Here is a 25,284-nt window from a genome sequence, read left to right as displayed (position 1 = left end):
AAGAGTCTCCGAGAGCATCGTTGCTCCGCTTGAAGAGCTGATATCCGCAAAGTCGGCGAGGTCGCCTACGTTTCGGATGCGCAGCAGAAGGCCAAGATCGGCCAGCTGCAGGACCTATCTGACGCTCAGGAGTATGACGATTTGCTTCAGCGGGAACGGGAACTCGTTGGCGGTCACACGGACATGCTGTTCGCAGGCTTCATCGCCGTCACAGCTGAATCCAAGGACGAACTGGAGGCAGCGATCGCCGAGATTCAACGGGCCGCCACCCAGAGCGGCTGCGAAACGCGCAGGCTGGTCGGCCAGCAGAGCCAGGCGTTCACGTCTGGCCCCCTGTGGGAACGGCATAGTTAGCATCCCCAGGCGAGCTCTCCCGCCGCCTCCCAATCGCTGGATCGCTCTCTCTCATGTTCGCGATCTAACCCTTATGCTCATTCGGACCCGGCGGGAGGCATCTAGCGGCGGCAGCGACAACAGCGCCGCCATCACACCGCTTCACGGGCCCGGAGGCGGCCTTGTGACAGACACCAACGTCGGCATTGCGTCGTCGAGCTGCGCAAGCACCGCGGCCTTACCCAAGAGGGCGTCGCCGCCGCCTGCGGTGCTCACATCACCGTGATCCGCCGCTATGAAGCCGACACCAGCCGGCCGGCCCTCGACGTTCTGCGCAACCTCGGCTTTACGCTGAACGCAAGCGCGGACTCGCTCCCGCACGAACCCGACGACCGCCGTTCCGAAACACCCAGCTTCCGCACCAGCCTAGAAGCCCTCGACCCCCTCGGCTGCGACGGTCAGGCCGACGAACTCGCCCTCATCGAAGGCGCCATGCTCCGCCACCAAGTCCGCCAAGCAGCGAGCGACCGAGCACATGGCAGGCATCGAGGACCCCGGTGTCGTCGACCTCGTTACCCATGACAAGCAGACCGGCAAATACGCGCTGATCGTGGTCGCTTCGCAGCCCTGCTCGGACACGGATGCGCAGCTGACGCAGCTACTCCAGAAGATCAACAACTACCTGCTATTCGCGCTGGACGAGAGCTTTCTCGGTGCCTTCCCCGAAGCGGCGGGCAAGCCGGTGCGCATTCAACTGAACTACGCCACGACGCCAATTGAAATCGGTTTAGCAGGTCATCGAATACGCGCGTCCGCGGCTGGACGAGCGCGGCATCGTTTTGAACTTGCTCGACTAGGCCTCGACATCCCCGGGACCGGAGCGCCTGGGCAAACGAGCGGAGCCGTTCAGCGGCGAGGTTCCAGCAGTCACCCGGACCCGCCGCGAACTTGTCCAGCTAGCCTTTGGTCATTGCCCAACGAGAGAGCAAGGCCCGAACACCGGGGGTAACCAAGAGACGCCGCGACGCGAGAAACTGTCGGCCCAGCTCGTGGGCCAAATCCGGGTTGTCCTCGACCATCTGCACAAAGAACGTGAACTTCTGATCCGACGTCGTGCGCACGATCATGATGCGACCATTTGTATTCAGTTCAACGGTCCCGCCCACCGACGGTCGGAACCATCGACCTGGGCCGGTCGCCTGCTCGCGGACGAGCATCCAATCATCGCCGATCGCCAGACAGCGACGCCGACACACCTGGACCATCCACATAAAGAACACCGTTATGAACGGCAGAACCCACAGCCGAGGATCAGGACGTGTAGCCAGAGCTAGGCCGTCAAGTACCAGTACGCCCAGGAGTATGGCGAGCACGCGACGGGTCCGACCCGGATCGCGGTGCACCACAATCGCAGGTGAGAGGCTTCCATCCGGAGGCAGCGCCGGAGGGGGCGCCAGCAGAATGCGGTTCGTCATCGGTTCGGCAGCTGGTTTCGATCGGACTTCTCCTGTGCATTGGCCTCGTACCAGGCAATCAAGAACCAAACCAAGGCCACGGCGTTCGTCGCGAGACACAGAAGAAAGCACACGTTCAGGATCGGGAGCCCACGCCAATGTGTGATTTCGCCCTTCGTCGTCATCGCTATGATCGCCATGCCGACGCCGGACCCTGTCAACACGCCCGTCACCTTATTGAGCCGAACATTGAGGCGACGCAACTCCGGGCTCACGGAGGATCCGCCTTCGGTTCGACGTTTCTCTGGCATTCGTTTCTCCCGTTGAGCGAATTCTTAAGGTTTATCCGAACAACCCGTTAAAAAAGCTGACCACTGCTACGTTAAGGTCAACGTTCGCGTGTAGCACGTCGACCCCAGCCTTTTCAAGCGGCCCAGCATTTCGGGCGAGGACGCCGAACTGAGGACTGCCGATCGTGTAGACATCTAGGACAATTGCGGTGTTGTTTCTGTGAAGACTTGAGAACTGGTCGATGAGGTCCGCCACGGAGCTTATTTCACCAGTGGCGACTGCGACCGGCACCGTACCTAGGACGCAGATGGCCGTTACCCCACCCGCCAGGCAGCCTAGCGAGAGAGCGGACGCAGCCGCACTGATCGCTCCCGTAGCGAGCGAGAGACGGTGCAGCCGATCATGGAGGCTGAGCTGGTTCGGCTGGTCGTAGCCCGGCGTCCCGGGCGCTGCTGGGAGCAGGGGCCCCTCCTGGCTGCTTGTCGGGTGAGCGTGATGCGGGTGCTTCGCGACCGCACTCGACGGCGACACCGTCGCGCCAGTGATCGGCGCGCTGGTTGGCGCCGACGGATTCGTGCGAGTGCACCCGTCGCAGGACCCATCCCCTGCTGTGGGGTCGACTGCGCCGGGCTGAGTTCCGGGATTGCTGTTGCCGCTCGTTCCGTAGTAGCCGTATTCGGTGCGTTGGCCGGATGGGTCTGAGCCACGCCGGGGTCCGGCGCGCGCGGCTACACGACGCCCGCCATACGGCAGCAACACTGCTGCTGGTTCAGGGCGTCGACGCACGCACGGTCATGGATCTCATGGGCTGGTCTCAGATCTCGATGACCACCCGCTACCAGCACGTCGTCATGGACCTTCGACGCGCCGCCGCCGAACGCATGAGTGACGCGCTCTGGGGACCAACTGCAACAAAAACTGCAACAAAACCCACGCCGCTGGCCTGACGAAGACCAGCCAGAACCCGGACAACCCCAGAATACGGGCCCCGCGGAGAGCCGACGCGCGGACTTGAACCGCGAACCGCCCGATTACAAGTCGGGTGCGCTACCAATTGCGCCACGCCGGCAGGCCGCGATCGCCGGCCGGCGGGCCGACGGTCATACCGCCGCGGCACATCCTACCGAGTGCGCGACCACGGCGGCGGCAACGGCATCGGCGCGACGGCGGGAGCCGGGCGAGCCGGGCAGGGAAGCGTCGCCTCGCCCGCTGCGTTGGGGACAATGAAGTTCCCCAAACGACTCGACAGGACCTCCGTGCGCCCCGACACCCAACCCGATCCGCCATCGCCAGCACCCGAACGGCCCGGCATGTCCAAGTCCGCCAGGTCCGCCACGGCCACGACGTCCACGACCCCGTCCGCCATGGCCACGACGCCTCGCAATCTTCGCTTCCTCACCGCGGTGCTCGCCGCAGCAACCGGTCTGACCGTGGCCAACATCTACTACAGCCAGCCGTTGCTCGACCTGATCGCGAAGGCGTTTCACACGTCCGAGTCACGGGCGTCCATGGTGGTCACGGCAACCCAGCTCGGCTATGCCGCGGGTCTGATTCTCCTTCTGCCACTGGGCGATCTGTTCGAGAACCGCAAGTTGACCTCGCGCGTATTGCTGGTGGCGGCCGTGATGCTGGCCGCCGCCGCCGCGAGCCCGAACCTTGCCGCCTTCCTCATCCTGTCCGTCCTGATCGGGTTCACCTCGGTAGTCGCCCAGATCCTCATACCGTTTGCGGCACATCTGGCGCCCGAGGCTGAGCGGGGACAGTTCGTCGGCCGGGTCATGTCGGGACTGCTGCTGGGTATCCTGCTCGCCCGGACCGTGTCCAGCCTGCTCGCCGCCGCCTTCGGCTGGCGCAGCGTCTACGTGATCTCGGCGGTGTTCATGCTGACCATCGCCGTTCTGCTCGCCCGCACGCTTCCCAGTCGCCGGCCCGACCACACCACCGGGTACCGCAGCCTGATGGCCTCGGTACTCGACCTGGCCCGGACCGTCCCGGCCGTGCGCCGCCGCGCAGTGTGCCAGGCCTTGATCTTCGGAGCCTTCTCCGCCTTCTGGACGTCGATCGCCTACGAGCTGATCGCTGAGCATCACCTGTCTCAGACCGGGATCGCCATCTTCGCGCTCGTGGGAGCCGCCGGGGCGGTGGCGGCGCCGATCGCGGGGCGCGTGGCCGATGCCGGGTACGGCCAGCCCGCCAGCGGAGTGACGTTCCTGCTTGCGGCAGGATCCATGGTGCTGGCCATCGTGGGCCACCATCAACTCGTCCTGCTGGCCGTCGCCGCAGTTCTGCTCGACCTGGCCGTGCAGGGACATCAGGTGCTGAGCCAGCAAGAGATCTACGCACTGCGCCCGGACGCACGCGCCCGGATCAACACCGTCTTCATGGGCACCGTGTTCACCGGCGGCGCCGTTTCCTCGGCTCTGTCCGGACTCTTCTACCAGACCTACGGATGGTCCGGCGCGGGCGGCGTCTGTCTGGTCCTGGCCACGCTAGGCTTCGGCGTCTGGGGTGTCGCCGCGATCCTGCGCGGCCGCACCGCGAGCTGAACGGGACGGAGCGGATTGAGCCGTCAGCATCAACCGAAAGCCGGTTTTTGGGTCCGCCTGTGCGTGCTGGTCCTGTACCCGCTGGCCGGTGTCCTGTTCCGGCTGCGCTGGCGCCATCTGGACCGCATTCCCGCGCAGGGCGGTGTCCTGATCGCGATCAACCATGTCAGCCAAGCAGATACGGCGGCCACGGCGCGCATGGTGTGGCAGGCCGGGCGCATTCCGAGATTCCTCATAAAGAGCGGGGTTTTCTCCTGGCCGCTGGTCGGCCTGGTGATGCGGGGCGCCGGCCAGATTCCTGTCCATCGCGGGACCGCCGACGCCAGGCAGTCCCTGGAGGAGGCGAATTCCGCTCTGTCCCGGGGCGAGTGCGTGATCATCTACCCCGAAGGAACCATCACCAGTGATCCGGACTACTGGCCGATGACCGGACGGACCGGAGTGGCCCGAATCGCCCTGGACAATCCGTCGATTCCGCTGTACCCGGTGGGCCAATGGGGCGCCCAGCAAACCCTGGCCCGGGGCGGCCGCTTCCGGCCGATCCCCCGGCACACCCACTCGGCCTCCGTCGGTCCTGCTCTGAACCTGAGTCGCTTCGTCGGCCACGAACACACGGCCGACCTCCTGCGCGAGGTCACCGACCTGATCATGTCCGCGATCACCGCCGAAGTGGCATCGGTCAGGAACGAGGCGGCGCCGAGGAAGCCCTGACGATCAGTTCGGTGGGCAACAACACCCGCTTGGCCCGCGTCCGCGGGCGGTCGTCGAGCAGAGTCTCGATCGCGATCCGGCCCTTCTCCTCCAGCGGCTGGCGCACGGTGGTCAAGCCGAAGGACTGCGCCGCGGGTACGTCGTCGAACCCGGTCACGGTCAACCCGGCCGGCACCGCGACGCCGCGATGTGACAGCTCGTCGAGTACCCCGATCGCCATGACGTCGGTGATACTCATGATCGCGGTCAGCTCGGAATCAGCGGCCAGCAATTCCCGTGCGCCTTCCACACCTTCCTCGCGGGAGTTGTACGGGCGCTCGCTGACCAGGAAGCGCTCGGACGGGATTCCCAGCTCGGCGGCCGCGTCGAGCAGGCCGAGCAAACGTTGCTGCCGCACCGGGTGTTGCGCGCGGCCGACCTCGATCCGCTCCACCAGCAGTCGCGGCGAGGTCTCGGCGTCGACGTCCTCGCCGCGCCGGATCGACAGCACTCCGATGCGGCGGTGGCCGAGCCCCAGAACATGCCTGGCCACTTGGGCGAAACCGGCCCGATCCTCGATGCCGACGAAATCGACGCCCGCGACTCCGAGCGGGGAATCGACGATGACGGCCGGCTGGGGCCGGGACAGCACCGCCCGCACGTTCGGGTCGTCGACGGCCGCGCTGGAGATCACGAACCCATCGACGGAGGCCCGATGTACCAGTCCCTCGCTGGCCGATCCGGGTGGGCTCGGTACCAGCAGCAGCGATCGTCCCCGCTCGGTACACGCCTCACCCAGCCCGTGCATGAACTCGACGGTGCCGGGATCGCGGAACGCGTAGCCCAATCGCTCCCCGAAGAGCAGTCCGACGGCGTCGGCCTGCCGCGTGCGCAACGACCGGGCAACCGGGTCCGGTCCGGCATAGCCCAACTCCGCGGCAGCGCCCATGATCCGTTCGCGCAGATCTTTGGAAAGCTGGTCCGGCCGGTTGTACGCGTTGGACACCGTGGTCCGTGACACCCCGACCTTGGCGGCGACCGCAGCGAGTGTCCCGCCGGGTCGGCCTCGGCGCGGGCGGCGCGGATGGCCGGTCGCGGCGCTCTGGTTGGTGTCGTGGCTCATTTGCGAGTCACGGTACTTGGTCGGCTCCCGAGTCGGGCGCACCGCAGGGTCGGACGCTCCGGCAGAATCGACCCGTGAGCACCTCGGTAGGCCCGGCTCGGCAGCAGGCCGACATCTCCAGCATCGAACGCGAACTGCGGGTGCTGCTCCGACGCGCTCGGGCCTACTCGACGGAGCTGGCTCGTTCGGTGCATCCCGACCTCGATCCGGCCGTGTACGCCTTGCTCGTCGACATCGCCGACTACGCGCCGGCCCGCGCGGCCGACCTGGCCGCGGAGCGAAACGTCACCAAGGGCGTGATCAGCAGGCAGGTCCGGACCCTGGAGGATCTCGGCCTGGTGGAGCGCCGACCGGACGAGACCGATGCTCGGGCTCACACTCTGGTGCTGTCGACGACCGGGCGGCGGGCGCTACGGCGGTCTCAGAATCTGCGTCACGCCGCCATGCGACGACTCCTCGCCGGGTGCACCCCCGAGGAGCTCAGCTTGATCGCCGCGTCCCTAGCCCACTTCAATTCCCTGATGGAATAGCGGGGAATACCAGCGGCTGTCGCCCCGTTCGAGCGATAGATTGTAGTTGTCTTAGACAACGATGTTGGTTGCTCTCACCACACACAGTTCGAGGAGGGCCGCGCGATGACGGTCCCGCAGTCGCAGCACACGCTGTTGGTCGGCATCGACGGCGGCCCCGGGTCGGGCGCGGTCCTGCAGTCGGCAGCACGCCTGGCCGAACTGGTTCACGGTCAGTTGCTGATCGCCCACATCGTCGAGACGCCCCAGGTCGTCGGCGGCGGCTACGCCGGCATTGGTATCGGCCTCGACGAATCCGCCCTCACCGACGTCGAAGCCGTGCTGTTTCCCGAGGTCGTGGAGGCGATGGCCGAAAGCGCGGTGAGCTGGCGGCTCATGGCGCTGACCGGCAATCCCGCCACCGAACTGGTGCGCATCGCCGACCAGCAGCGGGTGTCGGCCATCGTCGTCGGCGCCGACACCCCGGGGTGGACGAGCCATCTTCGCCGGTTGTCCTCAGGATCCGTGCCGACTCGCCTTGCGCACGAACAGCGGGCCCCGGTCGTCATCGTGCCGGCCGGCTGCTCCCGCAGTCGCCACCGGGACAATCCGCAAACGCTCCAGGCCTGACCGGCGGCGCTGGCGGCGCATGATTGCATAGCTGAATGGCGTCGACACTCTTGCACCCCAGCAAGGCCGAACCGGGGGATCAGATCGCGGTGCTGTCTCCGTCGTTCGCCGCGGCCGGAGCGTTCCCCGCGATCCACGAGCAGGCAATGCGGCGGCTCACCGAAGTGACCGGACTCGTACCGGTGGAGTTCCCCACCACCCGAGCAGTGGGAGCCAGCCCGCAGGCACGCGCGGCGGACCTCAATGCGGCTTTTCGCGATCCGGCGATTCGCGCCGTGCTGGCCGTCATCGGCGGAGACGATCAGATCACGGTAATCCCGCACCTGGATCCCGAGCCGGTTCGCCGCGACCCCAAACCGTTCCTCGGTACCAGCGACAACACCAACCTGCATCAATGGCTGTGGTCCAACGGGGTTGCCAGCTTCTACGGCGGCTCGTCGCAGGTGCATCTCGGTCCGGGTCCCGGCGTCGACGACGTCCACGCCCGGTCGCTGCGCGCGGCCCTGCTCACGGGCGAGACGCTCGACATCAACGACCCCGGCGAATCCGAAGACGTCGGGGTGCTGTGGGACGACCCGCTGGCTCTGACCTCGTTCGGCGAACGAGAGCCGACGGACCCCTGGTCCTGGCACGGCCCGGCCCGTGCGGTCACCGGGTCCACCTGGGGCGGTTGCCTCGAGGTGCTCGAGTGGGTCCTTGCCGCCGGGCGATTCCCGGTGGACCCGATGGTGCTCCGCGGCGGGGTGTTGTTGATCGAGACCTCGGAGGAGCTGTTGCCCGCCCGCAACGTCGGGTGGATCGTTCGTGGACTGGGTGAGCGCGGAATCCTCGCCGCGGTCGACGCAGTCCTGGTCGCCCGGCCGCCGGTGTCCGACCACGCGCACCGGCCGGATCCCGATGAGCGGCAGCGCCTGCGGGACGAGCAGCGCGAGGTCGTGGTCCAGACGATCGCCCGATACAGCCCGGACGCTACGGTCTGCGTCGGCGTACCCTTCGGCCACACCCGTCCCCAGTGGATCCTGCCGCACGGGGGAATCGTGACCGTCGACGCGGTCAACCGCCGCATCTCGGCCGACTACTCCTGATCACCGCGACATAGCCGCGACATAACCGCGGCATCGCCGCGACCGGGACTTGGCCGCCCGGCCCCATGGCGGCCGATCATCCCTGTCACTGCTGGGCAAAGTCCTCGGTCAGCCAGATCCGGTCAAGGGCCGGGTCGTAGCTGACGTCGATGCCGACCGAGTTGACGGCCGGACTCAGCACGTTGGAATAGTGGTTGCCCTGCCCGGCCGGCGGCGGCCCTTCGGCCATCATTGCGTCCTGTAAACCCAGTGCCTGTCGAGTGCCTCCGTCCTTGCCGCCGCTGGACCACCCGATGTTCTCCTCGACATAGCCCCAGCGGATGCCCACGTCGCTGATCCGGCGCCCCAGCGAAGCCTCGTTCGGCAGCTGATGACTCATCACGCCAGCCCTCGCCATCGTGAGGTTGTGCTCGTGCGCCGAGGCCACCAACCGGGCGTCGACCCGCAGGACGGGCCGTCCGTGCTGGATACGGCTGCGGTTGATCGCATCGATGACCGACCGGGCAGCGGCGTTGAGTTGCGTCGCCGACGCGCGGGGCACTCGGGACACCGGCCGCTGCGCGGTCGGCATCGGCATCGGCATCGGCACCGGCACCGAGGACGGCGCAACGCGGGACGGCGCAACGCGGGACGGCGGCTGGTACGGCGCGCTTGCCTGTGTCGACCCGGCCCGTACCGGCGTTGTGCTCCCGGTACCCGGCATCGGATTCACGGAACCGGGCGTCGGACGGTGGCCGGATGGTCCGGCGGGCACTCGTGGAGTCTGTGGTGTGGACCCCGCGCTGGACGGCGGGATGGTCGCGGCCGCCGAACTGGCTGCCGAACTGGCTGCCGCACTGGCTGTCGCACTGGCTGCCGAACTCGAAGGAGTACGAGCTAGAGGTCCGCGCGTCGGGGGGACTCCCGCGATTCCTCCCGATACACCGGGCGATTCGGGCGCAGCGGGCCACTGCGGGCCGCCGGCGATCGCTCGATTCGTCCGGCCCAGATGGGGGACCATCACCGGTCGCCGGTTGTCGTCGCGACGGGTGATCGCCGTCCCGATCAGGCTGAGTCCGCAGATGACGGCAGCGGATCCGGCCAGCAGCCTGCCGGCGTGGGCGTGCATGAAGCGTTCCTCCTCGGTCGCACGAATGGGAGAACAAGAAGAACACAACCGGAGATGAACTTTCTGCTTCGTCCGTTGGGTCATTCCGCCTTGCCACAAGCCACACGGGCCCGGTTCGTTCCCGTAGCCCGCCGGTTCGCCGGCATTCCCGGTTGACGCAGGGACCGGTCCCACCGCTATCCTGAACGGGAGACCTGTATCGATTCAGCTTTGCGCCTGGCGAGCCGATCGAGAAGGTGTCGCACGACCTTCGCACCATCAACGTCCCCGTCCCGTCCAGCAACATCGGAAAGCCCGACCGCCATGCCAAGCTCAGCCCGCCTGCTCCACCGCCCAGTCGCCACCGCGCGTCCGGCGACCCCGGAACCGCACCAGGCGCCGCGTTCCAGTCACCCCGTAGACCCCTCGTTGCAGCGCGCGAGGCTGATGCTGATGACGGCCTGGGGCGCGAACGGGTTCTTGCTGGCCACCTGGTTCTCCCGATTGCCCTCGATGGCCGAGCGGCTGCACATCCCCGCCAGCCAACTCGGCATCGTGACACTGGCCATGACCGTGTCCACCCTGCTGGCCACCCCGATCGCCGCCCGGCGACTGCCCGTCTGGCGTGCTACCCGGATCATCCGGATCACGGCGCCGCTGACGGCGGTCGCCATGCTGGTCGCCGTTACCTGCACCCAGGTGTGGCAGCTCGCGGCGGCTCTGCTTTTGCTCGGGGCGGTGAACGGGATGCAGGGCATCGGCCTCAACGCGCAGGGCACCATGCTGGCCCGCCTGGCCGAGCGCACCTGGATGCCGGCGATGCTCGGGGCCGCCTCCGCCGCCGGCGTCGTCGGCGCGGGTATCGGCAGCATCGCCACTGCCCAGAACATCCCGGTCACCACTCATCTCGGGATCGTCACCGCCATTTGCCTGGCCATCGTCCTGACCGTCAGCCGCCAGCTGCCGGTCGGCGGCGGCACCAGCGGGGTCCAGATCCTGCGCGCGGCGGCCAGCCGAGCGGGTGCCCGGACGCGGCACGGTGTCGAACTACGCCCGGTCGCGCGGCGCAGGTCCGGACCGGCCACCGGTCACCGGGTTGACGTGCGGCAGCGGACGCCGGTCTCCGCTCCTCGCCGGCGAAGCGCTCGTGCCCGTCCCGATCGGGTCATCGCGCTGCTGATCGGTGCGAACGTGGGGGCGACGCTGGCCGAGGGCGCGCTGGCCAACTTCGGCATCGTGCTCTTTCGCGACGTCCTCGGCGCACCCATCTCGATCGCGGCCCTGTCATTCACCGTGTTCTCGATCGCGATGGCGCTGGTACGGCTGGCCGGCGGCTGGATCAACGACACCTTCGGGCCGTGGTTCACGCTGTGCGCCGGGGGCATCCTCACGACGATCTGCGGACTCGTGCTCATCGCACGCCCGCCGCTCTGGGTCGGATTCGCCGTCCTCGTGGGGGTGGCGTTCGGCATCGGCTGCGCGGTCCCGATGACGTTCCAGATCGCGACCGCCCACGCCCGCCGGCTGGCGAGCGGCAAAGGCACCGGGTCCGAGGCCGAACTCGAGCGGGCCTCTGCGGGGGCGCTGTCGAACCTCGGCCTGGCCACCGCCGGGGGCTACCTGTCCGGCGGACCAGTGGTCGGCCTGGCCGCCTCGATGGTGGGACTGCGCTCAGCGGTCCTGATCGTCGCTGTGGGTGGCGCGGCGCTGGCCAGCTGTTCAGCTGCGCTCTCTCGGTGGGAACGCTCGCGCGGCTGAGCCGGCAACTGATCCTCCGGCCCAGGCCGGACGAGCCGAAGCTCCGCACCAAGCGGCGGCGCGGATGGGTCCGCCGGAGCACCAATGCGGGCGAATTGCTTGACGGCAGCGCTTGCAGCGGGTGTGATGACGTAGTCCAGACCGCTACGCCGGTCGGGGATGCCGTCTGCAGTCGGTGGAGATGGGCACCATTCCCGGTCGGAAATCCGTGAGATCGCTGATTAGGCCCAGCGATCCGTACCCGGCGCGGTCTCATCACACCGAAGGGATCTTCCATGGCCGCAGTTGAATACGTAGGCGCCTCGCGCATCTACCCGGGTAACCCAGTCCCGGCCGTCAACAAGCTCGACCTCGACATCGCCGATGGCGAGTTCATGGTTCTGGTCGGGCCGTCCGGTTCCGGCAAGTCGACCGCGCTGCGCATGCTGGCCGGTCTCGAAGACGTCAACGAAGGTGAGATCCGCATCGGCGGCACCGACGTCTCCCAGAAGCCCCCGAAAGACCGCGACATCGCGATGGTGTTCCAGAACTACGCGCTGTACCCGCACATGTCCGTCGCCGAGAACATGGGCTTCGCCCTGAAGCTCAAGGGCGTGTCGAAGGAAGAGCGCGCCGCGAAGGTGCTCGCCGCCGCCAAGCTTCTCGACCTCGAGCGCTACCTGGAGCGCAAGCCGAAGGCCCTGTCCGGTGGTCAGCGCCAGCGTGTGGCGATGGGCCGCGCCATCGTGCGTGAACCCAGCGTGTTCCTCATGGACGAGCCGCTGTCCAACCTCGACGCGAAGCTGCGCGTGGAGACGCGCGCCAACATCGCGGCCCTGCAGGCTCGGCTCGGGACCACGACCCTCTACGTCACCCACGACCAGGTCGAGGCCATGACGATGGGTGACCGGGTGGCGCTGCTCAAGGACGGGATGCTGCAGCAGGTCGACACCCCGCGCAACCTCTATGACCGCCCGGGTAACGCCTTCGTGGCGGGCTTCATCGGATCGCCGGCCATGAACCTGGTCAAGGTCCCGATCACCGACGCCGGTGCGCGGCTGGGCAACATCAGTATCCCGCTGAAGGCAGACGCGATGGCGGCAATCCGGGCGGCCGGTCTGAAGGAAGTCATCCTCGGCGTCCGGCCCGAGTCCTTCACCGCCTCCTCCTCCGGTGACGGCCTGCGCGTCAAGGCCAACCTGGTCGAGGAACTCGGTGCGGACGCGTTCGTCTACGGTGACCTCGAAGGTACCGAGACGGTCGACGTCGGCGACGACGGTGGCGCCAAGCCCTTCGTCGTCCGCTTCGACGGGCGTATTCCGCCGAAGATCGGCAACGAGATCACGCTCGACGTCCGGACCGAGGAGACGCACGTCTTCCACCCGGAGACCGGCGAGCGACTCGGCGACTGAGCACACCGAGTTGCTGACGTCCGGTCTGTGAACCGGACGCGCACGTCCTGAAGATGGGGGACGCGGACCACCGACCGCGTCCCCCCTCCAAAACGCCTTGTGCGGCCCGAAGCATCGCGACACGCCGCTGTCGCTGATACCTCGGGCCGCACAATTGCGGTGGAAGCACGGTCGACCGAACTTCGTCCCCCCGACGTCATCCGGTCCCCTTGGGTGGCCTCCAATGATCTTGATCGGCGGGCGGTGCCCTCACTCAAGGACTTCGGCCGAGAACTTGACGCGACACTTCTCGCGGGCTTGATCATCGTGGCGGTACGGTCGCGCCAGCCCGACCGGGCGCTCGATTCGCCAGCCGAGAGGTCAGCCGATGTACAAAGCCATCGTTGTCACCGCGGTCGCCGTCACCGCCACCGTTGCCCTCGCCGGGGGCGCCGCCGCCGCAACGCGAACCAGTTCGTCCGATCACAGCAAGCACTTCACCGTGGTCGAGCATGCCGTTACCGACACCACTGCAGACACCGGACCCGTCGGCGACAGCCTGGGTGACGTGCTCGCGTTCGGCAATCCGATCTATGACGCGGCCGACCACAAGCAGATCGGCAGCGACCAGGGCTCCTGCATCCGGACGAAGGTCGGCGCCGCCTACGAATGCTCGTGGACCACGATCCTGCCCGGCGGGTCCCTGGTGGTGGAGGGACCGTTCTACGACGCCGGCGACTCCACGGTGGCCGTCATCGGCGGCACGGGTAAGTACTCAGGCGCGGGCGGTTCGATGCGGTTGCACTACCGCAACAAGGCCGGCACCGAGTTCGACTTCAGCTTCGACCTGTCCCACTCGCGGACCGACTAGGCACCCGCTCAGTCCGACAGGCGCCGAACCCTGGCCACCTCGGCCAGGGTCACCGCTGCGGCAACCGAGGCGTTGAGCGACTCGGCCCGCGCCGACATCGGGATCGACACCCGCACGTCGCAGGTTTCGCCCACCAGCCGGGACAGTCCACGGCCTTCTGAACCGACCACGATCACCAACGGGTCGGCGGCGAAGGGCAGCTCGTCCAGCGTGGTGTCGCCGTCGGCGTCCAGCCCGGCCACCGACATGCCGGCCTTCTGGCAGTCCTTCAGCGCCCGGACGAGGTTGGTCACCTGCGCAACCGGAAGGTGCGCGGCCATGCCTGCCGATGTCCGCCAAGCGGTCGCGGTCACGCCGGCCGACCGTCGCGACGGCACGATGATGCCCTGCGCGCCGAAGGCAACCGCCGACCGGATGATGGCGCCGAGGTTGCGGGGGTCGGTGACGCCGTCAAGGGCAACCAGCAGCGGGGTGGCCGTCGACTGCCGCACGAGGTCGAGCAGGTCGGGCAGCTCGTCGTATTGGAAGGCCGGGATCTGCAACGCGATGCCCTGGTGCAGGATCCCGCCGGTACGCCGATCGATCTCGGCGCGCGAAACCTCCAGGATCGGCAGGCCCCGGTCGGCGGCCAGGTGGATCGCCTCGGTCACCCGCTCGTCGGACTCGATCCCGACCGCGACGTACAGCGCCTTGGCCGGGATCTCAGCCCGCAGCGCCTCCGCGACCGGGTTGCGGCCGACCAGCAGCTCCGGAGCGTCGGAGTTCTTGCCGGGTGCGCCGCGACGCGGACCCGCACCACGCTTTTCGGCGGCAGCGGCGCGGCGTGCCGCCGGATGTCCGGTGCGCTCGATGGCCTTGGGTGTTGGGCCCTTGCCGGCCAGGCCACGAGCTCGATTGCCGCCTGATCCGACGACGGCACCCTTCTTGGACTTGCGCACCGCTCCCTTGCGGGATGAGTTTCCAGCCATCAGTGTTCCTTCAATTTCCATCGGGGTCCGGCAGCGGTGTCTTCGACACTCACTCCCGCGGCCGCCAGCGAGTCCCGGATGGCATCGCTGGCGGGGTAGTCCTTGCGTTCACGGGCAGCCTGCCGCTGTTGCAGGGCGAGACGGACGAGATGATCCACCGTCTCGGTGAGGGCAGCGGACTCCCCGGCCACCGCGCTCGGCATGTTCAGGCCCAGTACGTCGATCATCGCCGCCAACTCGGCGAGATCGTCGATAAGGCCCTGCTCGTCGTCATCGGTGTTCGTCCAGGCGTCCACGCGGTTGTTGATCGAGCGCACCGTACGGTGCAGCACGGCCAGGGCGGCCGGGACGGCGAGGTCGTCGTCCATGGCCATCGCGAAGTCGTTCGGCACGGGCGCGTCGGGAACGTCGTCGCCGACGAGTTCCTTCGCTCGGGCCAGCGCGTTGTCCACGCGTCCCCACGCCGTCGCGGCCTCATCGAGCGCGTCCGGCGAGTATTCGATCGCGGAGCGGTAGTGCGCGGCGCCGAGGTAGTACCGAAGTTCGACCGGACGCCACCGACGGGCCATCTCGCTGACGAGCACGGTGTTTCCCAGCGACTTCGACATCTTCTCGCCGGCCATGGTGACCCAGCCGTTGTGCATCCAGTAGCGGGCGAAGCCGCGTCCGGCCGCCTTGGACTGGGCGATCTCGTTCTCGTGGTGCGGGAAGGTGAGGTCCAGGCCGCCACCGTGGATGTCGAAGGTGTCGCCCAGATACTTGCCGGCCATCGCCGAGCACTCGAGGTGCCAGCCCGGCCGGCCGCGGCCCCACGGCGTCGCCCAAGAGGCGTCGGCGGGCTCGTCCGGCTTGGTCGCCTTCCAGAGCGCGAAGTCACGGGGATCGCGTTTACGGCTGTCACCGACCGAATCACCGGCCGCCTGCATGTTGTCCAGCTTCTGGCCGGACAGTTCCCCGTACGAGGGCCAGGAACGCACGTCGAAGTAGACGTCACCATCGACGGCATAGGCGTGGCCGCGTTCGATGAGCGTGGCCATCAGCTCGATCATCTCCGGCACGTGGCCGGTCGCGCGGGGTTCGATCGTCGGGGGCAGGCACCCGAGGGTCTCGTAGCCTTGCCGAAAAGCAGTCTCGTACGTCGCGGCGTGGGCCCACCAGTGCTGGCCGGCTTCCGCCGACTTCGCGAGGATCTTGTCGTCGATGTCGGTCACGTTGCGGACGAAGGTCACGTCGTAGCCGCGGTAGTTCAGCCAACGGCGGAGGATGTCGAAGTTCAGCCCGGAGCGCAGGTGCCCGATGTGGGGCGCGGACTGCACGGTCGCGCCACACAGGTAGATCGACGCCTTGCCGGGCTCGAGCGGGAGGAAGTCCCGCACCGTCCTGGTCTCGGTGTCGTACAGCCTGATGCTCACCCGGCAATCCTAGGGGAGATCGACGGCCGAGCCGGACCGTCAGCGCACGTGCACCTTGGTGGGCCTCACCCGTACCACGACCCGGACGTTGTCGGTCCCCTCGTCGCCGGTGTACCGCCGGCCCGCGTACTTCTGCGACAACCGCTCGATCAACTCAGGCCCTCCGTCGGTCGTCATGGACACGGTGCCGCGCACCTCGACGTAGGTGTGCATGTCCGCCGAATCCAGGATGAGCACGCTCGTACGAGGGTCGCGCAGCCAGTTCGTCTCCTTCTTGCGGCCCTGGATCGTCGAGAGCAGGAGATCGTCACCGTCGTAGGTGGCCCACAGCACCGAGGTCTGCGGAGATCCGTCGGTATTGGAGGTTGCGACGATGACGTAGTTGGCGGCGTCGAGCAGTTCTTTGGCCTGAGCCGGCAGAGGGACAGGGGCGCTGGTCGGAACAGTCATGAGTCGATCCAACCAAAAATCGCGCATCGCTGCCGACTACGGTCGGCTCATGACCCCGCGGCACCCCCTTCGACCCGAGTCAGTGATCGTGGCCGCCGGCCGGCCGGCCCACGAACCAGGCGCCCCGGTGAATGCGCCGGTCGTGCTGACGGCGACGTTTCACGCCGGTTCGGCGCGGGGCTACGCCCGGGACGGCCAGGACACCACCGTTGCGTTCGAAACGGCGATGGCCGCGGCCGAGGGGGCACCCGACGGCGACCGGGACGGGGCGAGCATCGCCTTTTCCTCCGGGATGGCCGCGGCGGCCGCCGTGATCGAGTCGCTGCCGGTCGGGGCTGTCGTCGTCGCGCCCGCCAGCTACTACAACTTCCACCGCAACCTGCTCGACGAGCAGGTTCGGCTCGGCCGGATCACGGTGCGCACCGTCGACCAGACCGACACCGCTGCCGTCGTGGCCGCTCTGGACGGCGCCACCCTGGCCTGGCTGGAACTGCCGACCAATCCCCTGTTGCAGGTCCTGGACCTGCCCGCCGTCGCCACCGCGGCGCGAGCGCGGGGTGTCCGCACGGTTGTCGACGCCACCGTGGCGACGCCGCTGGGCCTTCGTCCGTTGGACCACGGGGCGGACGTCGTGATGCATTCGGCCACCAAGTGGATCGCCGGACACAGCGACCTGTTGATGGGCGTGCTCAGCACCTCCGATCCGGCGCTGGCCGAGCAGCTACGGCAGCGGCGCACCCTGACCGGTGCGGTCCCGGGCGCACTGGAGGGTTATCTCGCGCTGCGCGGGTTGCGGACGCTGTCGGTCCGGCTGGAACGGGCGTGCGACAGCACCGCAGTGCTCGCACGGCGGCTGGCCGAACATCCGGCGGTCACCGGCGTGCACTATCTCGGGGACCCGGACCACCCCCAGGCGAGCCTGATCGCCCAGCTGCTCACTCATCGTGGGGCTCTGCTGTCCTTCACCACGGACACCCTTGCCCGGGCGGACGCGGTCTGCTCCCGAGTAGGTCTCATCACCCACGCCACCAGCATCGGGGGCGTCGAATCGCTGATCGAGCGGCGCGGCGCCTACGCCGGGGAGGCCGCCCAGGGCACGCCCGCCGAACTCGTGCGGCTGTCGGTGGGTATCGAACACGTCGAGGATCTGTGGGCCGACCTCGCGCAGGCGCTGGCCTGAACGTCGTGATCGCGGCTCGGACGGCCCAAACGGCTCGCTCAGGCCGTGATCACCAGAGCGGTCGCGATGGCGGCCACGCCTTCGCCGCGGCCCGTGAGGCCCAACCCGTCCGTCGTGGTCCCCGAAATGCTGACCGGTGCGGCGAGGACCGCCGAGAGGGCGGCTTCGGCCTCGCTCCGGCGCGGGCCGATCTTGGGTTCGTTGCCGATCAACTGGATCGCGACGTTGCCGATCTGCCATCCCGCGTCGATCACCCGGCGCGCGACCTCGGCGAGCAACTCGAGCCCTGACGCTCCGGCCCACCGGGGAGCGTTCGTGCCGAACACCGCACCGAGGTCGCCCAGTCCGGCGGCCGAGAGCAGAGCATCGCAGGCCGCGTGGCACACGACGTCGCCGTCGGAATGTCCAGAGCAGCCGTCGACCCCGGGCCAGAACAGTCCGGCGATCCAACAGTCTCGGCCGGGCTCGATGGGGTGGACGTCGACGCCTGTGCCAACCCGGGGAAGGGCGCTCATCGCCGATCACCGGCCCAGGCCGCTTCGTGGCGATGGACTTCGACGAGCGCCGCGGCCACCTGCAGATCGTGGGCGGTGGTGATCTTCATCGACAGATCGGATCCGTCCACGGTCACGACGGGAATTCCCATCGCCTCGACCAGCGCGGCATCGTCGGTGACCGTGCGCTCGGCATCGTGTCCAACGGCTTCGTGCGCACGCACGAGCACCGCACGGTCAAAGCCCTGTGGCGTCTGCACGGCCCGTAACCGCGAACGATCCAGGGTGCCTGACACCGTTCCGTCCTCGGCGATCTGCTTGATCGTGTCGGTCACCGGCAGGACGGGGATGACCGCCCGGGCTCCGGCGGTCAGAGCGGCTACGACGGCCTCAACGACCGCGACCGGCACCAGGGGTCGGGCTGCGTCGTGGACGAGAACGTGGGTGATGTCCGCTCGAAGCGCGGCGAGACCATTGGCAACACTGCCTTGACGGTCCGCACCACCCGCGACGACGACGACCGCCGGCCCCACCAGCGACGCGACCAGGTTCGTGTCGGACACCGGCGCGACCACGACGTGCTGCTCGATCGCCGGCACCGCCAGAAAAGCGGAAACCGCCCACTCAACGAGTGGGCGGTTGTCCAGTTCGACCAGGGCCTTCGGCCGGCCTGCAGCCAGCCGTTGCCCAGAGCCTGCGGCGACAACGACCACAGCGCACTTCATGCTGTGGACTCCGGCCGGATACAAAAACTATGCGACGGCTTCGGCGAGAACCTCGTCGAGGACCAATTCAGCCTTGTCCTCATTTGTGCCCTCGGCCAATGCCAATTCGCTGACGAGAATTTGACGGGCCTTGGCGAGCATGCGCTTTTCGCCTGCAGAAAGGCCGCGGTCCTTTTCACGACGCCACAGGTCGCGAACGACCTCTGCCACCTTGTTCACGTCGCCGGAGGCGAGCTTCTCGCCGTTGGCCTTGTAACGACGAGACCAGTTCGTGGGCTCCTCGGTGTGTGGGGCCCGCAGCACCTCGAAGACGCGATCCAGACCTTCTTGACCGACCACATCGCGCACGCCGACGATCTCGGCATTGTCGGCGGGTACTCGCACCGTAAGGTCGCCTTGCTGGACCTTCAGAACGAGATAGAGCCTTTCTTCGCCTTTGATGATGCGCTTCTCGATTGCCTCGATTTTCGCAGCGCCATGGTGTGGGTAAACAACGGTTTCGCCGACCTCAAAAGTCATAGAGGCAACCCCTTTCGCTCTCATTAGTCTAACACGCCGACCCGACACGCCCAGATCGTTCCGATCTCGAAATGATCGTCGACGTGTGCTAGCGGCCCCGCTCTACCGGCACTGCGACCGTCCTGCGACCGTCCTGCGACCGTCCTGCAGTCGACGGTGCGGCCGGCCCGCAACCGACTCGCGACCGACTCGCGACGGCACTCGACCGGCTCGCGATCGGCACTCGGCAGTGACGGCGCCACCCGGCCGGACACGCAGCGCCGCGACCTCGCTAGGCTGTGCCGGACCGGGCTTTGGGCGATTTCGATGACGCGTGAGCCTGCGAGCTCGTGTCGACCAGTGAGACCTGTGCAGAGGAGTGACCGTGGTGAGCGAGACGTCCAACCGCTTGCAGTTCGCGCTGGAGACCGCGCGGGGCACTTCTCACCTCGACTCCCCCGCCCGTGCCCGTCGGCCGCGTTGCTCGCGCACGATCACCGGCGCCGTGCTCGCCGCCGCGGCCGGTTTGTTGATGCTCACGGGGTGCGCCGCCGGACAGCACGCGCAGACGGCAGATCAGGTCCCGGTGGTCGATGGCGTGACGGCCAACGCCGGAGTGATGGGCATTCGCGCTGCCGGCGTGAACGCCCCAATCGGAAATCCGAGCTTCGCTGCCGGTAGTGACGTCACGTTGCAACTGGTGCTGGTCAACAACGGCACGAAGGACGTGACGCTCGACGGCGTCACCTCCAGCATTGCCTCCGGTAATGGAGTGCTGAGCCTGATCGGCGCCGGCGACACCTCGACGGCCGAACCGACCAGCGACAGCTCCGGCGCGGGGGCCTCGGCCAGCAGCTCAGCCTCGGCCAGTGCGTCGAGTTCAGGCAGCGCCTCCGCCAGCGCGTCGGCATCGGCATCGGCGTCGGCATCCGGCTCGTCCGGCACCGCGTCCTCGACCCCGATCCCGGTTCCCGCTCGAGGTTCTGTTCAGGTCGGCTACTCCACCCTGGGCGTCACGATCACCCTGCCCGCCATCAAGCAGGTTCTCTTCCCGGCGCAGTCCGTTCCGGTCACGTTCACCTTCAGCGACGGGCAGACCCTCAACGCCACCCTGCCCGTCAAGCTCACCTCCGGCGGCAACGGCTCGGCGCCGACGGTCCAGGTGTCCCCCAGCACCGAAGGCTGACCCGCCAGCGGGTCTGGACGTTTCTGTCGGTAGTCCCCCGTAGCCTTCGCCGCGTGAGCACCTCGTCCGGCAAGTCCGCCAAGCGCGCCAGCCCGGGGTATGCCTGCACCGAATGCGGCATGACCGCCGTGCGCTGGGTGGGGCGCTGCCCTGAGTGCCAGGCCTGGGGCACGATGGCCGAAGCGGGTGTTCGCGCTGCTGCCCTCACCCGGCCCGCGGCCGTCACGCCGCGCACCGCAGCCGAACCGATCAGCAAGACGGACTCAGCCGTCGCTCGCGCCGCGGCCACCGGCATCGGCGAGCTGGACCGCGTGCTCGGCGGCGGCCTGGTTCCGGGCGCGGTGCTGTTGCTCGCCGGTGAGCCCGGGGTCGGCAAATCCACTTTGCTCCTCGAGGTCGGGCAGAAGTACGCCCAACGCGGCGGTCCCCCCGCCCTGCTCATCACGGGCGAGGAATCGACGGCCCAGGTCCGGGCCCGGGCGCAGCGCACCCACACGATGCACGAGGACTTTTTCCTTGCGGCTGAGAACGACCTCGGCGCGGTGATCGCCCACCTCGACGAGGTCAAACCCGGTCTGCTGATCCTGGACTCCGTACAGACCATTGCTTCATCGACGGTCGAGGGTGGAGTGGGCGGGGTTCCGCAGATCAGGGCGGTCACTGCCACCATCTCCGCCATCGCCAAGGAACGCGGAATCGCGACGGTGCTCGTCGGGCACGTCACCAAGGACGGGTCCATCGCGGGTCCGCGAGCTCTGGAACACCTCGTCGACGTGGTGCTCTACTTCGAAGGCGACCGACACACGTCGCTGCGCATGCTTCGCGCCATCAAGAACCGGTTCGGCGCGACCGACGAGGTCGGCTGCTTCGAGATGCACGAGGAAGGCATCGACGAACTGCCCGACCCGTCCGGGCTGTTCGTGTCCACCCGCGACATCGCGGTGCCAGGTACCTGTGTCACGGTCACGGTGACCGGCCGGCGTCCCCTGCTCGCGGAGGTGCAGGCGCTGGTCAGCCCGTACGGTGCGAGTTCGGGCAGCCCGCGCCGATCGTTCACCGACCTGGACTCGTCCCGGGTGAACATGCTGCTGGCGGTCCTGGGGCGGCTGAGCGACCTGCAGCGGCTGTCCGAACGCGAGGTCTACGCCGCCAGTGTCGGCGGCATCAAGATCAGTGAGCCGGCCGTGGACCTGGCGGTGGCGATGGCGGTGGCTTCAGCGGCCACCGATCGGCCGTTACCTGCCAACCTCTTCGCCATCGGCGAGATCTCACTGTCGGGCGACGTCCGGCGGGTGAGCGGGGTGCAGCGGCGCCTGTCGGAAGCTGCGCGCCTCGGATTTCGCAAGGCGCTCGTCCCGCACGGGTCGGACTGGTCCCTGGTTGCTGGGTTGAAGGTCTACGAGGTGCCCACCATCGCGGCGGCATGGCAGACCGTATCCGCATTGTGACTGCCCGGTAGCCATCTGGACAGTCGCCGGAGATCAACTCCTCCTAAACTGAGTCTCGATCGGTGGATTCGTCCGGCCCCGGTCCGTCCCGACGTCAGGAGAGTTTCCGTGGCCGCCATCAGCGAACGCGACGACGCTTTGCGAGTGGTACTCGCGGCGGTCGCGCCGGGCACCACGTTGCGGGACGGCCTGGAACGCATTCTGCGTGGCAACACCGGGGCGCTGATCGTGCTGGGCAATGACCGGGTTGTCGAGGCGATGTCGACCGGTGGCTTCCCGATCGACATCGAGTTCGCCGCAACCCGACTCCGCGAGTTGGCCAAGATGGACGGCGCCGTCGTGCTGAGCTCCGACGGCAACCGCATCGTCCGGGCCGGAACACACCTGATGCCCGACCCGGCTATCCCGACCGAGGAGTCCGGTACGCGGCACCGGACCGCCCAGCGGGTCGCGCAACAGACCGGCTTCCCGGTGATCTCGGTGTCGCAGTCGATGAAGATCATCAGCCTCTACGTCGGAGCGCGCCGGTACGTACTGGAGAATTCGGCCTCGCTGCTGTCACGAGCCAACCAGGCCGTCGCAACCCTGGAACGCTACAAGTCACGGCTCGACGAGGTCTCCAACACGTTGTCCGCGCTCGAGATCGAGGATCTGGTCACCGTTCGTGATGCCACCAGCGTGTGCCAACGGCTGGAGATGGTGCGCCGGATCAGCGACGAGATCACCTCGTATGTGGTTGAACTCGGTACCGACGGACGGCTGCTCGCCCTGCAGGTCGAGGAGCTCATCGCCGGGGTGGATTCCGACCGCGAACTGATCGTGCGTGACTACCTGCCCTCGGGCAAGCGAAGCCGCAGCGTCGAGCAGGCGCTGGAGGAACTGGGCCAGCTGAGCGCCACCGAGCTGCTCGATCCGCTCAACGTGGCCCGCGCTCTGGGTTACGGTGCCTCACCCGAGGCGCTGGATCTTTCCGTTTCGCCGCGCGGCTACCGCCTGCTGTCCCGGGTACCCCGCCTGCCGAATCTCGTGCTGGCCAGGATCGTCGAGCACTTCGGCGGACTACAGAAGGTCCTGGCAGCGACGGTTGATGAACTGCAGAACGTCGAGGGCGTCGGCGACGCTCGCGCGCGCTCGGTTCGCGAAGCGCTGTCCCGGCTGGCCGACGCATCGATCATCGAGCGCTACAGCTGACGGTCACGGTATCGGGCCCAGGATTCAGTGAGCCCCGCGGTTCGGCGGCGGTTTCGGCTCGTCGAGCTCCGACCTGTCGGGCTCCGGTGGAGAGCGTGGTCCGGTGGAGCCGTCTCAGCCCGTGAAGGTGAACACGGCGGTCTTGCCCGTACCGCCCGACAGATAGGCGTGCAGCACGTAAGTTCCCGCCGGCACGCGCTGCCGCGCACTCGTGCAGCCGGGCTGTGACGACAGTCCGGACCACGAGATGTCTCGCTGGGTCGGTCGGCCCACCGGCAGAGTCGCCGCGTTCGTCCCGGGCTGTACCTGACAGTCGTGACTACCCCAGACCCGGGCGCTGCCGCTGTAAACCCTGAGCTCGATTTCCTTGTCCGCAAGACCGGTAACGCAGGGCTTCGGGCCCTGGTTGATCACGACGATGGACAACACCGGAGTGGCGCCGACCTTGTACGAGGCCCCGTCCGTCTTGGCCGAGACGGTCAGCTGGCTGGGCTTGCAGGCGAGTGGGGCGGCAGAAGCGGTGCTCTGGCTCGGTCCCTGACCGACGGTGGAACTGCTCGATGCCGGGGTCGTGGTCGTTGGCAGCGTCGAGGAATGCGAGGAGTTGCTGCCAGAGGTTGTCTGACCGCTGGCAGCCGGCGTTCCGTTACCTCCGCCGTGGCGCAGCAGGGCGTACATGCTCAGGCCCACGAGGACGACGGCAGCAACCAGCACGATCCGTCGGCGCCAATAGACGGACGGAGAGAGGTCACCTACCGGATGCAGCATCATCGCCACCGTAGTGGAGCGGACTGGGGCGGATGCGGAGGCTCGACCGTCGGACTGCCAGGATGGTGAGCACGATGACAACACGATCGACATCCCGTCCGGCCGCTCGCTCGGGCTCGCGGCCGACATCCGATGACGGAAGGGCGGCCGGCGTCGACCGCGCGGCCGGCGTCGCTTCGGAATCCGCTCTGGTGACGCCGTTGCTGAGCTGGTTCGCCGCCGAGGCCCGCTCGCTGCCTTGGCGTGCGTCCGGGACCTCCCCGTGGGCGGTGCTGGTCAGCGAGGTGATGTTGCAGCAGACACCCGTCAACCGCGTGGAACCGGCCTATCGCGCATGGCTGGATCGGTGGCCTGATCCCGCATCACTGGCTGGGGACTCGGCAGGCGAGGCCGTCCGAATGTGGGGCAAGTTGGGGTATCCCGGTCGGGCGCTGCGACTGCACGCCTGCGCGGTCGCCATTACCGACGTTCACGCGGGGGTGGTCCCGTCCGACTTGGATGCGCTGCTGGCCCTGCCCGGAGTCGGCGCCTACACCGCGCGAGCCGTGCAGGCGTTCGCTTATCACCGTCGATCGGCTGTGGTCGACACGAACATCCGCCGGGTGCTGGCTCGGGCGGTGCACGGATCGGGGCAGGCCGGGCCGCCCTCGACCACGCGTGACCTGACGGCGATGGAGTCGGTGCTGCCCGCCTCCGACGACCGAGCGTGGCGCTTCTGCGCGGCGATCATGGAACTCGGCGCAGTTGTCTGCGCCGCCGCCAAACCATCGTGCGACCGGTGCCCGCTCGCTCCGCAGTGCGCCTGGCGGGCGGCGGGATACCCCACCTACGACGGGCCCGTGGCCCGTGGCCAGCGCTTCGCCGGCACCGACCGGCAGGTTCGTGGACGGTTGATGGACGTGCTGCGAGCGGCGTCCGGACCAGTCCGGCAGGAGGCTCTGGACGTTGTGTGGCCAGACGTGATGCAGCGTCAGCGCGCCCAGGACTCCCTCGTTGCCGATGGTCTGGTCGACCCGCTGCCGGACGGCCGCTTCGCACTGCCAACCTGACCCGTCGAGGCTGCCCAGGTTGGCATGCTGCCCCTGTTACCCCTGTTGCCCAGCCAGCCCGGTGAGGTTGCCCTCGTTGCCATCATCGGTCGACAACGAGGGCAACCTCAACGCCGGGATACCGCAACGAGGGCAACCTCAACGCCGGGATACCGCAACGAGGGCAAC

The 25,284-nt window shown here is 68.0% G+C and carries 28 protein-coding genes and 1 tRNA gene; 17 read left to right on the top strand and 12 right to left on the bottom strand.

Annotated features, from left to right (window positions below):
• Positions 1 to 42: 42 nt before the first annotated feature.
• From M6D93_RS19475 to M6D93_RS19595, 3 genes are all read left to right on the top strand, one after another.
• Positions 43 to 354, top strand: coding sequence for an SCO6880 family protein (locus M6D93_RS19475; protein WP_347343740.1), 312 nt, complete (start codon positions 43 to 45; stop codon positions 352 to 354).
• Between the two features lie 198 nt (positions 355 to 552).
• Positions 553 to 915 (top strand): helix-turn-helix domain-containing protein, encoded by a 363-nt coding sequence (locus M6D93_RS19470; protein ID WP_347343739.1) that lies wholly within the window; start codon positions 553 to 555, stop codon positions 913 to 915.
• Positions 869 to 1,342, top strand: coding sequence for a DUF6572 domain-containing protein (locus tag M6D93_RS19595; RefSeq protein WP_430667204.1), 474 nt, complete (start codon positions 869 to 871; stop codon positions 1,340 to 1,342). Before M6D93_RS19470 ends, M6D93_RS19595 begins: the two co-directional genes overlap by 47 nt.
• Here M6D93_RS19595 and M6D93_RS02905 read toward each other — a convergent pair.
• Both M6D93_RS02905 and M6D93_RS02900 read right to left on the bottom strand, forming a co-directional pair.
• Positions 1,290 to 1,808: a hypothetical protein gene (locus tag M6D93_RS02905; RefSeq protein WP_249772853.1), complete on the bottom strand. Its 519-nt coding sequence runs from the start codon at positions 1,806 to 1,808 to the stop codon at positions 1,290 to 1,292. The two genes, M6D93_RS19595 and M6D93_RS02905, sit on opposite strands and share 53 nt — an antisense overlap.
• Positions 1,805 to 2,062, bottom strand: coding sequence for a hypothetical protein (locus M6D93_RS02900; protein ID WP_249772852.1), 258 nt, complete (start codon positions 2,060 to 2,062; stop codon positions 1,805 to 1,807). The genes M6D93_RS02905 and M6D93_RS02900 overlap by 4 nt, the downstream gene beginning before the upstream one ends.
• A gap of 708 nt (positions 2,063 to 2,770) precedes the next feature.
• Between M6D93_RS02900 and M6D93_RS02895 the strand changes: the two genes are divergently transcribed.
• Positions 2,771 to 3,025, top strand: coding sequence for a tyrosine-type recombinase/integrase (locus M6D93_RS02895; protein WP_249772851.1), 255 nt, complete (start codon positions 2,771 to 2,773; stop codon positions 3,023 to 3,025).
• A 49-nt stretch (positions 3,026 to 3,074) separates the two neighbouring features.
• On the opposite strand, the gene M6D93_RS02890 is transcribed toward M6D93_RS02895, so the two are convergent.
• A tRNA-Thr gene (locus M6D93_RS02890) sits at positions 3,075 to 3,147 on the bottom strand.
• Positions 3,148 to 3,388: 241 nt separating this feature from the next.
• On the opposite strand from M6D93_RS02890, the gene M6D93_RS02885 reads away from it, so the two are divergent.
• Positions 3,389 to 4,624, top strand: coding sequence for an MFS transporter (locus M6D93_RS02885; protein ID WP_249772850.1), 1,236 nt, complete (start codon positions 3,389 to 3,391; stop codon positions 4,622 to 4,624).
• Positions 4,625 to 4,687: 63 nt separating this feature from the next.
• Positions 4,688 to 5,335: a lysophospholipid acyltransferase family protein gene (locus tag M6D93_RS02880; RefSeq protein ID WP_249772849.1), complete on the top strand. Its 648-nt coding sequence runs from the start codon at positions 4,688 to 4,690 to the stop codon at positions 5,333 to 5,335.
• Here the strand turns inward: M6D93_RS02880 and M6D93_RS02875 are convergent.
• The gene (locus M6D93_RS02875; RefSeq protein WP_249772848.1) at positions 5,304 to 6,437 is read right to left on the bottom strand and encodes a LacI family DNA-binding transcriptional regulator; all 1,134 of its coding nucleotides are present in this window, start codon (positions 6,435 to 6,437) and stop codon (positions 5,304 to 5,306) included. The two genes, M6D93_RS02880 and M6D93_RS02875, sit on opposite strands and share 32 nt — an antisense overlap.
• A gap of 74 nt (positions 6,438 to 6,511) precedes the next feature.
• On the opposite strand from M6D93_RS02875, the gene M6D93_RS02870 reads away from it, so the two are divergent.
• The 3 genes from M6D93_RS02870 (at position 6,512) to M6D93_RS02860 (ending at position 8,661) form a co-directional block, all read left to right on the top strand.
• A complete protein-coding gene (locus M6D93_RS02870; protein WP_249772847.1) occupies positions 6,512 to 6,967 on the top strand; it encodes a MarR family winged helix-turn-helix transcriptional regulator in 456 nt (151 codons plus the stop codon).
• A gap of 105 nt (positions 6,968 to 7,072) precedes the next feature.
• Positions 7,073 to 7,576, top strand: a complete 504-nt coding sequence (locus M6D93_RS02865) for a universal stress protein (RefSeq protein ID WP_249772846.1) — start codon at positions 7,073 to 7,075, stop codon at positions 7,574 to 7,576.
• A gap of 35 nt (positions 7,577 to 7,611) precedes the next feature.
• Positions 7,612 to 8,661, top strand: coding sequence for a S66 family peptidase (locus tag M6D93_RS02860; RefSeq protein WP_249772844.1), 1,050 nt, complete (start codon positions 7,612 to 7,614; stop codon positions 8,659 to 8,661).
• Between the two features lie 85 nt (positions 8,662 to 8,746).
• Here M6D93_RS02860 and M6D93_RS02855 read toward each other — a convergent pair whose 3' ends face one another.
• Positions 8,747 to 9,769, bottom strand: coding sequence for a CAP domain-containing protein (locus M6D93_RS02855; protein ID WP_249772842.1), 1,023 nt, complete (start codon positions 9,767 to 9,769; stop codon positions 8,747 to 8,749).
• A gap of 432 nt (positions 9,770 to 10,201) precedes the next feature.
• Here M6D93_RS02855 and M6D93_RS02850 point away from each other — a divergent pair, with 432 nt between their 5' ends.
• The 3 genes from M6D93_RS02850 (at position 10,202) to M6D93_RS02840 (ending at position 13,747) form a co-directional block, all read left to right on the top strand.
• Positions 10,202 to 11,506 carry an MFS transporter gene (locus tag M6D93_RS02850; protein WP_249772840.1) on the top strand — a complete coding sequence of 435 codons (1,305 nt, stop codon included), beginning with the start codon at positions 10,202 to 10,204 and terminating at the stop codon, positions 11,504 to 11,506.
• Positions 11,507 to 11,781: 275 nt separating this feature from the next.
• Complete coding sequence (locus tag M6D93_RS02845) at positions 11,782 to 12,897, top strand: ABC transporter ATP-binding protein (RefSeq protein WP_249772838.1); 1,116 nt, start codon at positions 11,782 to 11,784, stop codon at positions 12,895 to 12,897.
• Positions 12,898 to 13,264: 367 nt separating this feature from the next.
• The gene (locus M6D93_RS02840; RefSeq protein WP_249772836.1) at positions 13,265 to 13,747 is read left to right on the top strand and encodes an allene oxide cyclase family protein; all 483 of its coding nucleotides are present in this window, start codon (positions 13,265 to 13,267) and stop codon (positions 13,745 to 13,747) included.
• Between the two features lie 8 nt (positions 13,748 to 13,755).
• Here M6D93_RS02840 and rlmB read toward each other — a convergent pair whose 3' ends face one another.
• Genes rlmB through M6D93_RS02825 form a run of 3 tightly spaced genes read right to left on the bottom strand, consistent with a single transcriptional unit; the run spans position 13,756 to position 16,577 of the window.
• Positions 13,756 to 14,715: a 23S rRNA (guanosine(2251)-2'-O)-methyltransferase RlmB gene (gene rlmB, locus M6D93_RS02835; protein WP_249772834.1), complete on the bottom strand. Its 960-nt coding sequence runs from the start codon at positions 14,713 to 14,715 to the stop codon at positions 13,756 to 13,758.
• Positions 14,715 to 16,127, bottom strand: coding sequence for a cysteine--tRNA ligase (gene cysS, locus M6D93_RS02830; RefSeq protein ID WP_249772832.1), 1,413 nt, complete (start codon positions 16,125 to 16,127; stop codon positions 14,715 to 14,717). The genes rlmB and cysS overlap by 1 nt, the downstream gene beginning before the upstream one ends.
• 39 nt (positions 16,128 to 16,166) lie before the next feature.
• Complete coding sequence (locus M6D93_RS02825; RefSeq protein ID WP_249772830.1) at positions 16,167 to 16,577, bottom strand: TIGR03618 family F420-dependent PPOX class oxidoreductase; 411 nt, start codon at positions 16,575 to 16,577, stop codon at positions 16,167 to 16,169.
• 49 nt (positions 16,578 to 16,626) lie between these two features.
• Here M6D93_RS02825 and M6D93_RS02820 point away from each other — a divergent pair, with 49 nt between their 5' ends.
• Positions 16,627 to 17,757, top strand: coding sequence for a trans-sulfuration enzyme family protein (locus M6D93_RS02820; RefSeq protein WP_249772828.1), 1,131 nt, complete (start codon positions 16,627 to 16,629; stop codon positions 17,755 to 17,757).
• A 38-nt stretch (positions 17,758 to 17,795) separates the two neighbouring features.
• Here the strand turns inward: M6D93_RS02820 and ispF are convergent, their stop codons facing one another.
• Genes ispF through M6D93_RS02805 form a run of 3 tightly spaced genes read right to left on the bottom strand, consistent with a single transcriptional unit; the run spans position 17,796 to position 19,495 of the window.
• Entirely contained in the window at positions 17,796 to 18,272 is a 477-nt protein-coding gene (gene ispF, locus M6D93_RS02815; RefSeq protein WP_249772826.1) for a 2-C-methyl-D-erythritol 2,4-cyclodiphosphate synthase, read from the bottom strand.
• The gene (gene ispD, locus M6D93_RS02810) at positions 18,269 to 18,976 is read right to left on the bottom strand and encodes a 2-C-methyl-D-erythritol 4-phosphate cytidylyltransferase (protein ID WP_249772824.1); all 708 of its coding nucleotides are present in this window, start codon (positions 18,974 to 18,976) and stop codon (positions 18,269 to 18,271) included. The genes ispF and ispD overlap by 4 nt, the downstream gene beginning before the upstream one ends.
• A gap of 27 nt (positions 18,977 to 19,003) precedes the next feature.
• Positions 19,004 to 19,495: a CarD family transcriptional regulator gene (locus tag M6D93_RS02805; protein WP_249772822.1), complete on the bottom strand. Its 492-nt coding sequence runs from the start codon at positions 19,493 to 19,495 to the stop codon at positions 19,004 to 19,006.
• 367 nt (positions 19,496 to 19,862) lie between these two features.
• Between M6D93_RS02805 and M6D93_RS02800 the strand changes: the two genes are divergently transcribed.
• From M6D93_RS02800 to disA, 3 genes are all read left to right on the top strand, one after another.
• On the top strand, positions 19,863 to 20,660 hold the full coding sequence (locus tag M6D93_RS02800) for a copper chaperone PCu(A)C (protein ID WP_249772820.1): 798 nt from the start codon (positions 19,863 to 19,865) through the stop codon (positions 20,658 to 20,660).
• A gap of 119 nt (positions 20,661 to 20,779) precedes the next feature.
• The gene (gene radA / locus M6D93_RS02795; protein ID WP_347343738.1) at positions 20,780 to 22,108 is read left to right on the top strand and encodes a DNA repair protein RadA; all 1,329 of its coding nucleotides are present in this window, start codon (positions 20,780 to 20,782) and stop codon (positions 22,106 to 22,108) included.
• A gap of 108 nt (positions 22,109 to 22,216) precedes the next feature.
• The gene (disA, locus tag M6D93_RS02790; RefSeq protein WP_249772816.1) at positions 22,217 to 23,299 is read left to right on the top strand and encodes a DNA integrity scanning diadenylate cyclase DisA; all 1,083 of its coding nucleotides are present in this window, start codon (positions 22,217 to 22,219) and stop codon (positions 23,297 to 23,299) included.
• 114 nt (positions 23,300 to 23,413) lie between these two features.
• Here disA and M6D93_RS02785 read toward each other — a convergent pair whose 3' ends face one another.
• Positions 23,414 to 24,067 (bottom strand): hypothetical protein, encoded by a 654-nt coding sequence (locus tag M6D93_RS02785; protein ID WP_249772814.1) that lies wholly within the window; start codon positions 24,065 to 24,067, stop codon positions 23,414 to 23,416.
• A gap of 74 nt (positions 24,068 to 24,141) precedes the next feature.
• On the opposite strand from M6D93_RS02785, the gene M6D93_RS02780 reads away from it, so the two are divergent.
• Positions 24,142 to 25,116 carry an HhH-GPD family protein gene (locus M6D93_RS02780; protein WP_249772812.1) on the top strand — a complete coding sequence of 325 codons (975 nt, stop codon included), beginning with the start codon at positions 24,142 to 24,144 and terminating at the stop codon, positions 25,114 to 25,116.
• Positions 25,117 to 25,284: the final 168 nt, after the last annotated feature.

The organism is Jatrophihabitans telluris, from assembly GCF_023516435.1.
GTDB lineage: Bacteria > Actinomycetota > Actinomycetes > Mycobacteriales > Jatrophihabitantaceae > Jatrophihabitans_A > Jatrophihabitans_A telluris.
The sequence above is the reverse complement of the archived record's forward strand: the minus strand, read 5'-3'. Positions and strand labels throughout refer to the sequence as shown.

Excerpts from the sequence above, each read along its gene's own strand:
- ispF (WP_249772826.1), bottom strand. The coding sequence starts at position 18,272 with ATGAGCGCCCTTCCCCGGGTTGGCACAGGCGTCGACGTCCACCCCATC.
- M6D93_RS02850 (WP_249772840.1), top strand. The coding sequence starts at position 10,202 with ATGACGGCCTGGGGCGCGAACGGGTTCTTGCTGGCCACCTGGTTCTCC.
- M6D93_RS02845 (WP_249772838.1), top strand. The coding sequence starts at position 11,782 with ATGGCCGCAGTTGAATACGTAGGCGCCTCGCGCATCTACCCGGGTAAC.
- M6D93_RS19595 (WP_430667204.1), top strand. The coding sequence starts at position 869 with ATGGCAGGCATCGAGGACCCCGGTGTCGTCGACCTCGTTACCCATGAC.
- M6D93_RS02865 (WP_249772846.1), top strand. The coding sequence starts at position 7,073 with ATGACGGTCCCGCAGTCGCAGCACACGCTGTTGGTCGGCATCGACGGC.
- M6D93_RS02840 (WP_249772836.1), top strand. The coding sequence starts at position 13,265 with ATGTACAAAGCCATCGTTGTCACCGCGGTCGCCGTCACCGCCACCGTT.
- ispD (WP_249772824.1), bottom strand. The coding sequence starts at position 18,976 with ATGAAGTGCGCTGTGGTCGTTGTCGCCGCAGGCTCTGGGCAACGGCTG.
- M6D93_RS02855 (WP_249772842.1), bottom strand. The coding sequence starts at position 9,769 with ATGCACGCCCACGCCGGCAGGCTGCTGGCCGGATCCGCTGCCGTCATC.
- M6D93_RS02820 (WP_249772828.1), top strand. The coding sequence starts at position 16,627 with ATGACCCCGCGGCACCCCCTTCGACCCGAGTCAGTGATCGTGGCCGCC.
- M6D93_RS02785 (WP_249772814.1), bottom strand. The coding sequence starts at position 24,067 with ATGCTGCATCCGGTAGGTGACCTCTCTCCGTCCGTCTATTGGCGCCGA.
- rlmB (WP_249772834.1), bottom strand. The coding sequence starts at position 14,715 with ATGGCTGGAAACTCATCCCGCAAGGGAGCGGTGCGCAAGTCCAAGAAG.
- M6D93_RS02885 (WP_249772850.1), top strand. The coding sequence starts at position 3,389 with ATGTCCAAGTCCGCCAGGTCCGCCACGGCCACGACGTCCACGACCCCG.
- M6D93_RS02780 (WP_249772812.1), top strand. The coding sequence starts at position 24,142 with ATGACAACACGATCGACATCCCGTCCGGCCGCTCGCTCGGGCTCGCGG.
- M6D93_RS02875 (WP_249772848.1), bottom strand. The coding sequence starts at position 6,437 with ATGAGCCACGACACCAACCAGAGCGCCGCGACCGGCCATCCGCGCCGC.
- M6D93_RS02860 (WP_249772844.1), top strand. The coding sequence starts at position 7,612 with ATGGCGTCGACACTCTTGCACCCCAGCAAGGCCGAACCGGGGGATCAG.
- M6D93_RS02905 (WP_249772853.1), bottom strand. The coding sequence starts at position 1,808 with ATGACGAACCGCATTCTGCTGGCGCCCCCTCCGGCGCTGCCTCCGGAT.
- M6D93_RS02805 (WP_249772822.1), bottom strand. The coding sequence starts at position 19,495 with ATGACTTTTGAGGTCGGCGAAACCGTTGTTTACCCACACCATGGCGCT.
- M6D93_RS02825 (WP_249772830.1), bottom strand. The coding sequence starts at position 16,577 with ATGACTGTTCCGACCAGCGCCCCTGTCCCTCTGCCGGCTCAGGCCAAA.
- radA (WP_347343738.1), top strand. The coding sequence starts at position 20,780 with ATGACCGCCGTGCGCTGGGTGGGGCGCTGCCCTGAGTGCCAGGCCTGG.
- M6D93_RS02895 (WP_249772851.1), top strand. The coding sequence starts at position 2,771 with ATGGGTCTGAGCCACGCCGGGGTCCGGCGCGCGCGGCTACACGACGCC.